This window comes from Pseudomonas sp. NDM, from assembly GCF_003105095.1.
Lineage (GTDB): Bacteria > Pseudomonadota > Gammaproteobacteria > Pseudomonadales > Pseudomonadaceae > Aquipseudomonas > Aquipseudomonas moraviensis_A.
On record NZ_QETJ01000152.1, the window covers coordinates 1 to 11,442 of the forward strand.

Annotated in this window: 12 protein-coding genes; all 12 read right to left on the reverse strand. The window is 61.6% G+C overall.

The features are described from left to right. Positions 1-80: 80 nt before the first annotated feature. Positions 81-716: a hypothetical protein gene (locus DCO47_RS22030; protein WP_042610156.1), complete on the reverse strand. Its 636-nt coding sequence runs from the start codon at positions 714-716 to the stop codon at positions 81-83. Between the two features lie 93 nt (positions 717-809). Continuing rightward, positions 810-2,252, reverse strand: a complete 1,443-nt coding sequence (locus tag DCO47_RS22035) for an efflux transporter outer membrane subunit (RefSeq protein WP_064361650.1) — start codon at positions 2,250-2,252, stop codon at positions 810-812. Beyond that, positions 2,249-3,136, reverse strand: coding sequence for an HlyD family secretion protein (locus DCO47_RS22040; protein WP_065615324.1), 888 nt, complete (start codon positions 3,134-3,136; stop codon positions 2,249-2,251). The genes DCO47_RS22035 and DCO47_RS22040 overlap by 4 nt, the downstream gene beginning before the upstream one ends. Beyond that, on the reverse strand, positions 3,133-3,342 hold the full coding sequence (locus tag DCO47_RS22045) for a DUF1656 domain-containing protein (protein WP_016772264.1): 210 nt from the start codon (positions 3,340-3,342) through the stop codon (positions 3,133-3,135). Before DCO47_RS22045 ends, DCO47_RS22040 begins: the two co-directional genes overlap by 4 nt. Then, the gene (locus DCO47_RS22050) at positions 3,339-5,402 is read right to left on the reverse strand and encodes an FUSC family protein (protein WP_116658914.1); all 2,064 of its coding nucleotides are present in this window, start codon (positions 5,400-5,402) and stop codon (positions 3,339-3,341) included. Before DCO47_RS22050 ends, DCO47_RS22045 begins: the two co-directional genes overlap by 4 nt. Continuing rightward, the gene (locus DCO47_RS22055) at positions 5,399-5,827 is read right to left on the reverse strand and encodes a MarR family winged helix-turn-helix transcriptional regulator (protein WP_016772266.1); all 429 of its coding nucleotides are present in this window, start codon (positions 5,825-5,827) and stop codon (positions 5,399-5,401) included. Before DCO47_RS22055 ends, DCO47_RS22050 begins: the two co-directional genes overlap by 4 nt. 364 nt (positions 5,828-6,191) lie before the next feature. Beyond that, complete coding sequence (locus DCO47_RS22060; protein WP_116658915.1) at positions 6,192-6,473, reverse strand: type II toxin-antitoxin system RelE/ParE family toxin; 282 nt, start codon at positions 6,471-6,473, stop codon at positions 6,192-6,194. Further along, positions 6,463-6,708: a type II toxin-antitoxin system Phd/YefM family antitoxin gene (locus DCO47_RS22065; RefSeq protein WP_041477418.1), complete on the reverse strand. Its 246-nt coding sequence runs from the start codon at positions 6,706-6,708 to the stop codon at positions 6,463-6,465. The genes DCO47_RS22060 and DCO47_RS22065 overlap by 11 nt, the downstream gene beginning before the upstream one ends. 37 nt (positions 6,709-6,745) lie before the next feature. Further along, the gene (locus DCO47_RS22070) at positions 6,746-6,985 is read right to left on the reverse strand and encodes a DUF2789 domain-containing protein (RefSeq protein WP_042610151.1); all 240 of its coding nucleotides are present in this window, start codon (positions 6,983-6,985) and stop codon (positions 6,746-6,748) included. A gap of 78 nt (positions 6,986-7,063) precedes the next feature. Next, positions 7,064-8,632: an efflux transporter outer membrane subunit gene (locus DCO47_RS22075; RefSeq protein WP_177434369.1), complete on the reverse strand. Its 1,569-nt coding sequence runs from the start codon at positions 8,630-8,632 to the stop codon at positions 7,064-7,066. Next, the gene (locus tag DCO47_RS22080) at positions 8,629-9,696 is read right to left on the reverse strand and encodes an HlyD family secretion protein (RefSeq protein ID WP_116658916.1); all 1,068 of its coding nucleotides are present in this window, start codon (positions 9,694-9,696) and stop codon (positions 8,629-8,631) included. Before DCO47_RS22080 ends, DCO47_RS22075 begins: the two co-directional genes overlap by 4 nt. Positions 9,697-9,724: 28 nt before the next feature. Beyond that, complete coding sequence (locus DCO47_RS22085; RefSeq protein ID WP_116658917.1) at positions 9,725-11,263, reverse strand: MFS transporter; 1,539 nt, start codon at positions 11,261-11,263, stop codon at positions 9,725-9,727. Between the last annotated feature and the right edge of the window lie 179 nt (positions 11,264-11,442).

Sequence of the window (11,442 nt, forward strand, 5' to 3'; positions counted from 1 at the left end):
AGGCTCACTCCTACAGGGGGAACGCATTCCAAATGTAGGAGTGAGCCTGCTCGCGATAGCGCCGGAGGATTCACAACAAATCAGGAATATTGGACTTCAATTTCATCCAGCTGATGATCGAAGCTCTTCAGCCGCGCGGTCCAGGTGTACACCAGCACTTCGAAGTCTCGATCGATCACCGCCCCGCCTGGCGCCTCCATCCGTACATCGCAGAAATCCAGCTGATAGCGTTCGCGGGCCATGGCCGTGGCGACATCTGACAGCTCGCGAGCATTGTTCAGCCAGTGCCAGCCTTCATCGGCGATCTGCTTGTCGAGTTCCAGGCATTGCTTCTTCAGAGCTTCGAGGCTTTTTTCCAGCGGCGTGCCGGTGAGTTCGCCCATGACTTCGGCGAAGGTTCGCCCGGGCTGCCAGTAACTGCCCCAGAAGTAGCGGTCGAACACGGTTTCGACCCGGCGCAGGGCGACTTTGGTGTCCCAGATCAGCACGAGCATCTTGCCGCGCTCGAGCTGACGCTTCTTGACCCGCTGCAGCTGAATCGAGGTCCAGGCGACGACGACGATCGCCATCACCGCGATCAGCGCAACGGCGCTGTCGAGAAAAACCATTGCCGTGTCAATCTGGTGGGCCAGCATGATCCCGTAGAAATATGTGGCCGAGAGCAGCACCAGTGCGACCAGAGCGCACCAGAAGCCGAGAGCGTAAGGGTTTTTCATTATTGGTTTCCCCTGGGCCAGCACGAGCAATGTGCATTGCAGGAGCGCTTGGCATGGGGCGCCCCTCCAACACTTCAAAGCATAGCAACGGCCTCAGGGTTTGCTGGCGCCCGAGGTGTTCGTTCGTCCGCTTTCCCAGCCACCGCCCAGGGCGAGGAACAAATCGATCTGGCTCATCGCGACCTGGGTGTTGGCGGCGGCCAGTTGTGCGGTGACGTCGGTGTAGGTGCGGGTCGCTTGCAGGTCGGCGAGGAACGACTCGCGTCCGGCCTGGAAGAAGCGGTGCGTCTGCTCGGCGGCGAGCTTCGCCGACTGCTCGGCTTCGGCCAGTGCATCGCGGCGTTGCAGCAACGCGCTGTACTGGGCCAGACCGGTCTGGGTCTCGCGGATGGCGTTGAGCACCACACCGTCGAAATGCGCCAGCGCGCCCTGAGTGTTGGCCTCGGCCTCACGAATGCGCGCACGGGCGCCGTTGGTCGGCACCTTCCAGCTCAGCGACGGGCCGAAACCCCAGCGGTTGGTCGAAGGGTCACCCAGATCGTCGATGAGACCGACGGTGCCGATCGTCGCGCCGATGCTGATGTCCGGGTACAGCTCACCGGTGGCGATACCGATGCCTGCCGTTGCCGCCGCGAGACGGCGTTCAGCCTGACGAATATCCGGGCGACGCTTGAGCAGCGCAGCACCGTCGCCCACCGGCAGCCGTTGAGCGATCTTCGGCAACTCGGCGCAACTGGCCGTGCCCGCCGGCAATTGCTCGACCGGTTTGGCCAGCAGCATCGACAAACGGAACAGCCCGGCCTGACGCGCCGCTTCATAACGCGGCAAGTCGGCGCGCAGGGATTTGAATTGTGTCTGCGAGCGGGTGACCTGGGTTTCATCGCCACGCCCGGCGTCACGCAGACGCTGGATCAGTGAAGTGCTCTGCGATTGCAGATCGAGAGAATGCTCGGCGATTTCCCGCTCTTCATTGGCGGCGCAGACCTGGGTGTAAGCGCGAACCACGTCCGCCACCAGTGTGATGCGAGCGGTATCGGCAGCAGCCTGGGTCGCATCGGCATTGGCTTTGGCCGCTTCGATGCCGCGCTGCAGGGTGCCCCACAAGTCGAACTGATACGAAGCGCTGATGCCGATGTCGCCGACGTTATCCACCGGCACTTTCTCCGGCAGCAGGAACGCCTGACCGGATTCCTGCAGACGCTGGGCGCCCATTTTCACGCCGCCACTCCAACCGCCAGCGGCCTCGGCTTCATCCACCTGAGCGCGCGCCCGCGACAGGTTCGCCGCCGCTACACGCAGGTCGGTGTTGGACGCCATGGCCTGCTGCACCAGTTGATCGAGGCGCGGGTCTTTATACAGTCGCCACCAGTCGGCCGGCACCGGCGCCGAAACCACCGGTTTGCCAGCGATTGCCAGCTCGCCCTGAATATCCTTGCGCTGCGCTGCCGCGTCGGCGGGCACCTGATAATCCGGGCCGACCATCTGGCAGGCCGAGAGCATCACACCCAACCCGGCGATCAACCAGGCCTTGCTCATGGCTGCGGCTCCCGGGGTTGATCGTCGATGATTGACACAGTGGCGGTACGCCCGGCAATCATGCGGAAGTCGGCCGGCACATCATCGAAGGCGATGCGCACCGGAATCCGCTGCGCCAGGCGCACCCAACTGAACGCCGGGTTGACGTTCGGCAGCAGGTTGCTGCCACTGGTGCGATCACGGTCTTCGATGCCGGCGACGATGCTTTCGACATGCCCGCGCAACCGTGCGCGGTCGCCGATCACGCGGATATCCACCGACTGCCCGACGTGAATGCCGTCGAGTTTGGTTTCTTCAAAATAGCCGTCGATGTGGAAGGAATTGCTGTCGACCACCGACAACACCGGGCGCCCGGCGGTGACGAACTCCTGCGAACGCGGCGCGCGGTCGTTGACGTAACCGTCGACCGGGCTGCGGATCACCGAGCGATCGAGGTTGAGCTGCGCACTGTCGACCGCCACCAACGCTTCGGCCAGCGCCGATTGCGCACGGGCCACCCGCGACTGGCTCTCTTCCAGTTGCTCGGCCGGCACCAGGTTGCCGAGGCCACGGTTACGCTTGGCTTCACGCTGCGCCTGGGCGAGGGTTTCCTGGCGATCAGCGACGGCGGCCCTGGCCTGGCGCAGGGCCAGTTTGAAGCGGTCCTGATCGATGCTGAACAGCACCTGGCCACGCTTGATCAACTGGTTGTCCTTCACTTCGACCTGCTGGATCAACCCGGACACGTCCGGGGCGATCTGGATGATGTCGGCACGAATGTGGCCGTCGCGGGTCCACGGCGCGAACATGTAATACATCACCATGCGCCAGACGAGGACAACGGCAAAAGTAACGATCAGCAGGGTCAGGACCACGCGACCGATAGTCAGAAACGGTTTTTTCATGTCATCAGGTATCGACTGAGTGAGTCCACGCCGTACAGCAGCACGGCGTAGAGCGCCACGTTGAACAATGCCCGGTGCCAGACCAGACGGTAAAAGTGCAGGCGCTGCAGCACGCCATGCACCAACAGAAACAACACATAGGTAATGCCCATCAGCACCAGCAGGGTCGGCAGGAAAATGCCGCTGATATCCAGATCACCGATCATAGGGGCGCTCCATCGGGCAGCGGTTCTTCGGGCTCGGCGCTGGAGACGAATTCGACGCCGGGCAGCAAGGCCAGACGCAAACCACTCAAGGCGTGCAACAGGTGCAGACGGGTTTCATCGTCGCCCTCACCGTTCAGCGCACGGCGGGTGCGATCAAGGGTCATCAGCAGACCGCTCGGCGCCGGCAGGCGTTCGTCGGCTTTGAGGCAGGCGCGGAAATACTCGCCAACCTCGGCCACCACTTGTCGCAACAAGACGTTTGGCACGCCAGTGACGCGCGGCGTGTAGGCAAGCAAATCCAGCATATTCAGACCGACGCGCACCTCGCGCATGGCAATGCCGGTGTCCTGGCCGGTCAGGGCCAGACGCGGCAGGTGCTGCATCAGCCGATCGAGCAACTGCACGCCCAGTTGCCGATGCTCGGCGAGGCTGGCCGGTTCGGTCATGCTGACGATGTCTTTCCAACTGAATCGAGTCAGGCGCTTGGCCGCCAGCTCGGCACCGAACGGCCGCGCCACCAGCGTCCAGATAAAAGCGAACAACAGCCCCAGTGGCCCGGCGAGGTTGGAGTTGGCGAAGGCAAAAAAATCCGCGTCGTAGGCACCCTGAATGCTGATGAACGACGAGGTATTGACCAGCGTCAGCAGCATGCCGAGGTAGAAACGCGGCTGCACCGTCAGGGTGCCGATGCAAATGAACGGCACGGCAAACGCCAGCACCAGCATGGGGAAATCGTGCAGGTTGGGCAGAATCAGAAACAGGTAAAGACTGGCGAACAGCACCGACATCCCAGTCCAGAAAAAGAATCGGTAAATCTGCGGCGCCGGGTCGTCCATCGAGGCGAAGAAGCTGCACGCCACCGCCGCCAGAATCACCGCACTGCCGCCATCCGGCCAGCCCAGCAGAATCCACAACACCGAAGCGACGATGATCGCCAGAATGGTCGAGGCCACCGAGTACAGCATCAGCCCGCGATCAATGAACGGCGTCAACCGGCCGAGGCGCCAGTGCCGGTACACGGCGCGCCAGCTGTCCTGGCGCTCGCACAGGATCGCATCCTGCAGACTGCGGCAGTCCTGCCACAGATCGATGAATTCACCGAGGCGGTAGATCGCATTGGAGAACAGCAACTGTTTACGGTCCTCCAGCGCTTCGGCACTTGGTTGCAACGCGTCGAGTTGATCTCTCAGTGCTTGCCAGCGCGCGAGATCGGCATCCGCACGGCTCAGCCATTCACGGGTGGCTGCGAGCAACGGCTGGAATTTTTCCACCAGCTCAGGGGTGCGCCGTTCCAGGGCGTATAGCGAATCCTCAAGCGCATCGATCACCGGCAACAAATGGATCATGCGCCCGCGCAATTCCTTGGTGTTGCGCACGGTTTGTGGCCGCGCGCCTTCGTGGGGCAACTGGCCGATCATCAATTCAAGGCTGTTGAAATTGGCGACCATGGCCATGCGCAGCGCGGTGACTTCTTCCGGCTGCACATCGCGACTGAGAAACTTCAGGCTGTAGCTCGTCGCATCGGCGAACCACTTGCTTACCGCATCGTTGAACACCGGCGCCAGCCGGCGCGGCCAGAACATCGCACCGACCACCGCAGCAACGGCGATGCCAAGGAAAATCTCTTCGGTACGCGCCTCGGCCACATCCCACACCGCCAGCGGATTATCCACCACCGGCAAGGCAATCAACGGCAAGGTGTAGCCGGCCAGCATCAGTGCATAGCTGTTGGCCGTGCGCAAATGCAGGGACATGAACAGCAGAATGCCGGTCCACAAGGCAATGACCACCACCAGCACGTAGGGGCTTTGCACGAACATCGGCACGAACAGCACTGCCGCCGCCGCGCCGAGAAAAGTGCCCGCTGCCCGGTATAGAGCCTTGGAACTGGTCGGGCCGAGAAACGGGCTGGAGACGATGTACACCGTGGCCATCGCCCAATACGGACGCGGCATTTGCATGAGCAAGGCGATGTACAGCGCAATCATCGACGCGGCAAAAGTACGTACCCCGTAAAACCAGTCACGGGCCGGCGGCATGCCAGTGAAAAAACCGTTCAAGAATTGACCACCACAGGCGAACTCGCCGCCTCAAAAGCCCTGAGTACCCGAAGCGTAGCTTCCAGATCGCTGCGCTCGATGCCTTCCAGCACTTCGTGGCGCAAGCGCACCAGCTCGGCCTCCACCGCCTGCACCAGCTCGCGACCGGTGTCGGTCAGGCTCAGGCACTTGGCGCGACGATCCTGGGCATCCTCAGTGCGGCAGACGTAACCGGCATGGCACAGCTGATCGAGCAAGCGCACCAGCGACGGACTCTCCATCCCGGCGGCCTGGGCGACCTGTACCTGGCGCACGCCTTCGCCCAAGCGGCCGATCATGAGCAATGGCACGGCGCAGGCTTCGGAAATTCCGTAATTGACCAGCGTGGTCTGGCAGATCTTCCGCCAATGCCGGGCGGCCACCACCATGGCGCTGCTGATGTTCATCTGGAGACTGTCGAGGGAATCGGACACGGGATAACGGACACTGTTAGTTTGCTAACTATCAATATCGCATTGGTGGGGAATTTCAGTCAAGTTTTGAAACAAATCTCTCCACGCTTGGCCGAGGCGTCCACGAGTTGGATTCGCAATTTTTCGTAGAAAAAATCTAATGCGAGTGACAGAACGAAATTTTTTTTACAGTAAGGAGGTTTTTTTTACATCTGAGCCTTTTCGCGCAAATTTTTTTACATGCTGCGCGTCATGCCAGACGATACATCAAACTGATCCCACACTTTGATGGCCCAGCCCGGTCACTCAAGAATCTCATCGACAAACATCGGCCACTTGAATAAAGCGGGGGGCTCGTTCAACGGTTCTTGGCAGCATCGTAAACGCTGCTGCGTTCGCGCTTGCCAACCGCTAGCACGGAAACCACGACTCGTTCGTCGATGACTTGGTAAACCAATCGATATCCCGAGGCTTTGAGTTTGATTTTGTAGCAGTCGGGCATGCTGTGGAGGGCGTCAGCCGGGATTCTGGGAAGCTTCAGCCTCTCACCCAGCTTCTTTTTGAACTGCTCCTGCAACGTATGACCCAGCTTGTTCCACTCTTTGTGCGCAGACGGCAGGAACTCAAGCTTATAAGTCATCCAGGCTTACCGAAATGGGCGTTTCGTGGAGGCGCGAACGAACGATGTCAGCCAGCTCAAGATCATCAAGCCGCTCCATCATCGCTTCGTAAACCTCGGCCGGCACCATATAACCCATGACGCGATTGTGGTTGAGGACAGCGACGGCCCCCCCATGTGCACCGTTCAACACGGCAGTAGGATTTTTCTTTAGTTCAGAGACACTGACAGCCATATCGGCAAGAACACTTTGCATAATAAGGACCTCAAATTAGGACGTGATTTTGGTCTATTTATGCTTTCTTCCGCAATATCAAATTCAACTGATCAACCACCTCCGCCCAATCCGCATCATCCAGAATCTCCTCGCGCAGAAACTCCGCCTGACTTTCCGTCCAGAAAAACGCGTCGGCCAGATGCAAATCCGGCTTGAGCGGGGAATGGCTGGCGATGAACTGATCGATGCTGATCGCGTCGTGAGGGAGGCCGAGTTGTTTGAACAGGGCCGGTAGGCTGTGCTGCGGATTTTCCATGATGCAACTCCTCTGGAACTCAGGTCCGGCGTCACGCCGTTTGCTGCAGTGGAGTTGATCATAGCTGTCGCTGTGGGTTCAGGGCCTGGCGACGTCCGGCGAACCTGCGGCCAGTTGCGCTGCCGGATAGACCGACTGCCATCCGCCGCCCAGCGCCTTGTACAAGCCGACCATCGCCAGGGAAACGCCGGTTGAGCTTTCCACCCATTGTTCCTGCGTGGCGAGCAAGGCGCTCTGCACGGTGAGGACGTTGACGAAATCGACCACACCCTCGACGTACTGCTGCTGCGCGGTGCGCAGGGCGATCTGGTTCTGGCGCACGGCTTCGGCGAGGCTGTCGCGACGGCGCTGGCTGGCGTTGTACGCGGTCAGTTGATCGTCGATCTCATGCCAGGCCCGCAGCACAATCTGCTGGTAGGCGATGGCCGCTTCCTGTTGTTGGGCTTCGCGCAGCTGCAGCATGCCGCGCAAACGTCCGCCGTCGAACAGCGGCAAGCTGAATTGCGGGCCGATACCAAAGGCGCGCGAGCCCCATGAACCGAAATCGCTGAGTTGCAGGGCCTGCGATCCGAGGTTGCCGGACAGGGTGATGCGCGGATAGAAATCGCCCTGGGCCACGCCGATGTTGGCGGTGGCGGCGTGCAGACGCGCTTCGGCCTGGCGGATATCCGGGCGGCGTTCGGCCAATTCAGACGGCAGGCCGATGGCGACTTGCAGAGGCGACTGCGGCACTGCCGCGTCTGTGGATAACGTTTGAGCGAGGGCTTGCGGCGGTTCGCCCATCAACAGACTGATCGCGTTGATCAGTTGCGCCTGACGCTGCTCGAGCGCTGGCAGTCGTGCTTCGATGGCGGCGACTTGCGCGGCGGCCTCGGCGACGTCGAGATCGGTCGCCACGCCATCGGCCAAACGCAGCTGCGAAAGTTTCAGGCTGTGCCGGGCGACGTCGAGGTTCTGCTCGGTGACGGCACGGGTGTTCTGCACCCCGCGCAGCTGAATGTAGTTTTGCGCGGTGTCGGCCAGTACGGTCAGCAGCACACCGCGACGATCGTTTTCCGCCACTTCGAGGTTGGCATCCGCGGCCTCGGTTTCACGACGTACGCGGCCCCAGAAATCCAGCTCCCATGAAGCCGAGAAACCGGCGTCCCACAGGTTGAAGGCCGAATCACCGTTATTCCCCGATGGATCGTTCAGACCCTTGCCGCTGTTGCGTTTGCGTGCGTAGCTGCCGGTGGCGGCGCTGTTCGGATAACGCTCGGCGGTGATCACCTGGCGCGCGGCGCGACTTTGTTGCAGGCGGCTGCTGGCCAGTTTGAGGTCGAGGTTGCTGTTGAGCGCGCGCTGAGTGAGCGCGGAGAGCTGCGGGTCCTGGAAGGTTTCCCACCAGCGTTCGTTCAGCGGCTCGTTGACGGCCTGGCTTGGGGCGGACTGGACGGGTTTGGCCCAGTCGGCGGGTTGAGTGGCTGCGGGTTTCTGGAAGTCCGGGCCGACGGTACAAGCGCCGAGGCTGACTGCAAGCAAGGTACTCAGGGTGAGTTGCTGCCACTGGCGTTTTCGCGAGCAGGGTCGCTCCCACAGGGGGAACGCATTACAAAATGTGGGAGCGAGCCTGCTCGCGAAGGCGACAGCCGATTCAACACCGATCATCGCTGCGTCACCTCACGCTTGGATGCTTTTGAGCTGGCGGTATCAATACTCGCCTCGACCGACATCCCCACCCGCAAGCGCTCGGCCAATGGCTGGCCCGGCTCCAGCACGATCTTCACCGGAATCCGCTGCACCACTTTGGTGAAGTTGCCCGTCGCGTTATCCGGTTTCACCGCCGCGAAGGTCACACCGGTCGCCGGGGCGATGCTCTCAACGCGACCGCTCAGCGCTTCGCCGCCCAGGCTGTCGACCCGTACCTGCACATCCTGCCCCGGCTGCACGTCGGTCAATTGGGTTTCCTGAAAATTGGCAACCACATACGCCTGCTGCAACGGCACCACCGCCAGCAGTTTGCTGCCCGGCGTGACGTAGGCGCCGACACGCACTGCACGCTCGCCGATCATGCCGTCCTGCGGCGCGGTGATGCGCGTATAGGACAGGTTAAAACTGGCGATCTCCAGCGCCGCCTGCGCATGTTTCAGAGTGCCTTCGGCAGCGTTGCGCTGGGCAGTGAGGATTTCGACCTGCTTGCGTTCGGCCGCCAGCTTCGCCGTCGCGGTGTCGAGGCGTGCCGAGGCCTGATCGATGCGCGTGCGTGCCTGTTGCGCGTTCTGCACGGTGCCGGCGCCGACCCCGGCGAGGTGGTTGTAGCGGTTCAGTTCCTGCTGCGCGAAAGCCATTTGCGCTTTGGCCGAGACCACTGCAGCCTGCGCCTGAGCAATCAGCGAAGCCTGCCGCTCCAGAGTCGCGTTGGCGTTCTGCAACTGCGCCCGCGCGACCAGGGTTTGCGCATCCGCCGCTTCCGCTGCGGCGCGCAAATCGCGGTCATCGATCAACGCCAGCAACTGCCCGGCCTTGACCTGTTGGTTGTCTTCAACCAGCACCTGTTTGATGAAGCCGGCCACGCGCGGCACCACCAGCGTGTAGTCGGCGGAGACGAACGCGTCGTTGGTGGTTTGCTCGGTGCGGTTTCCGAACAGTCCTGGCATCGCCAGGTACACCAGCACGCCCACCGCCAATGCGGCAGCCACGGCTACCGCGAGTTTTTGCTTGGATTGAGTCATAAAAAAACCTTCAGTTTCAGTGCAGCGATCAGGTCGGCGCGCGCGGTGGATAAATCCGCGTCGGCAGCCAGAAAATCAGCAGGATCAACGCCACGGCGACGCCAGCCATGCACACGTAGAGGTCGGACGAAGTCAGCACCACCGCCTGCTCGTGCAGGCGGTGAGCGAGGCCCGGATCGCTGTGATCGGCCAGCGGCGAATTGCCGAGGCTGTCGACCAACATGGTCGAATGGAAATGCAGGCGCGAAGTGGTCAGCGCTTCGATTACGCCGGTAGCAACCACTGCCGCCAGCCCCTTGACGGTGTTGAACCACGCTGACGCGAAAGGCCCTTCCATCGGCGAGATACTGCCGGTCGACAACATCAGCAGCGGCAACACCGCCATCGGCTGGCCGAAAATCTGCAGCCATTGCAGGACGTAGAAATCGTCGCGGATCCACTGCGACGTCAGGTGCGAACCGCCCAGGCAGGACAGCGCGAGCATGCCAAGACCAATGCCAAGCACCCAGCGGCAATCGACCCAGCGTAAATTGCACAACGCCGCCACCAGCGGCAGCGCGATCAACTGCGGCAACGCGGCGATGAGCATGATCGGCGCGGTTTGCGCCGGACGATAACCCTGCACCTGCGCCAGATAACTCGACGGAATCAGCACCACCGCCAACAGCACGATCAGCACGCCGGCGAGGGTGATCAACGCGAACATCAGGTTGCGGATGCCGAGCATCTGCAGCTTGAAAAACGGAATCGGCTGCGACCATTCATTGATCAGAAAAGCCACCAGCAGCAGCGAACCGGCACCGAGCAAGGCGCAGATCAAACTTGATTCGAACCAGTCCAGCCGATTGCCCTGCAACAGGCCGATGACCAACATGCAGATCGCCGGAAAGCCCAACAGCAAGCCTTTCCAGTTGAATGACTTGAGCCGCTCCAGGCGCAGCGGATCCTGCGGCAAGCCGTAGGCCACGGCAGCCATGGCGATCAGGCACGGCACGATGATCTGCCAGAAGGTCCATTGCCAGCCGACGTATTCGGTCCACAGACCGGCCAGCGGCGTGCCGAGTCCCGGACCGAACGTCGCGGTCAAGGCGTAGCCGGCCAGTCCGTAGAGTTTGATGTTCGCCGGGAGAAAGCGCAGCGCGACGGTCATCAGCATCGGCGGCAGCGCGCCGCCGGCCAAGCCCTGAAGGATGCGCATCAACAACAGACTTTCGTAATTCGGGGCGAACGGGCACAGCACGCCAAGCAGGGTAAACAGGCCGATGGCGCAGAGGGTGAAACGGCGCAGCGAGAAGGTCACCGAGCACCACGGCGCAAAGGCCATGGCCGCGACCGACGTGGCGGTGTAACTGGCGACGAGCCAGGTGCCTTCGTCGTAACCGATGTGCAGCGCGCCGCGAATATCGGCGAGTGCGACTTTGGTGACCATCTCGTTGAGGCCCGAGACCAGCACGGCCAACAGCACGCCGACCAGACCAATGATGATCCGCGCCCCGAACACCGGTGGCGCAGCCGCCGTCGCCGGGCTGGTCGCGGCAAGCGGCGCCGTGACCGTCAGGGATGTCATGAATGAAAACTCCGGGGGTGAAAATACCGGAGCATTTTAGTGGGGCTTGATGCTGACGAAAATTGACTTATCGGCAGGTTATAAGTGCATCAGACACAACGATTATCCCCTGTAGGAGTGAGCCTGCTCGCGATGGCGGCGCACCAGTCGCCATGTTTGGAGACTGACACAACGCTATC

Excerpts from the sequence above, each read along its gene's own strand:
- DCO47_RS22030 (WP_042610156.1), bottom strand. The coding sequence starts at position 716 with ATGAAAAACCCTTACGCTCTCGGCTTCTGGTGCGCTCTGGTCGCACTG.
- DCO47_RS22035 (WP_064361650.1), bottom strand. The coding sequence starts at position 2,252 with ATGAGCAAGGCCTGGTTGATCGCCGGGTTGGGTGTGATGCTCTCGGCC.
- DCO47_RS22040 (WP_065615324.1), bottom strand. The coding sequence starts at position 3,136 with ATGAAAAAACCGTTTCTGACTATCGGTCGCGTGGTCCTGACCCTGCTG.
- DCO47_RS22045 (WP_016772264.1), bottom strand. The coding sequence starts at position 3,342 with ATGATCGGTGATCTGGATATCAGCGGCATTTTCCTGCCGACCCTGCTG.
- DCO47_RS22055 (WP_016772266.1), bottom strand. The coding sequence starts at position 5,827 with ATGAACATCAGCAGCGCCATGGTGGTGGCCGCCCGGCATTGGCGGAAG.
- DCO47_RS22060 (WP_116658915.1), bottom strand. The coding sequence starts at position 6,473 with ATGACTTATAAGCTTGAGTTCCTGCCGTCTGCGCACAAAGAGTGGAAC.
- DCO47_RS22065 (WP_041477418.1), bottom strand. The coding sequence starts at position 6,708 with ATGCAAAGTGTTCTTGCCGATATGGCTGTCAGTGTCTCTGAACTAAAG.
- DCO47_RS22070 (WP_042610151.1), bottom strand. The coding sequence starts at position 6,985 with ATGGAAAATCCGCAGCACAGCCTACCGGCCCTGTTCAAACAACTCGGC.
- DCO47_RS22075 (WP_177434369.1), bottom strand. The coding sequence starts at position 8,632 with ATGATCGGTGTTGAATCGGCTGTCGCCTTCGCGAGCAGGCTCGCTCCC.
- DCO47_RS22080 (WP_116658916.1), bottom strand. The coding sequence starts at position 9,696 with ATGACTCAATCCAAGCAAAAACTCGCGGTAGCCGTGGCTGCCGCATTG.
- DCO47_RS22085 (WP_116658917.1), bottom strand. The coding sequence starts at position 11,263 with ATGACATCCCTGACGGTCACGGCGCCGCTTGCCGCGACCAGCCCGGCG.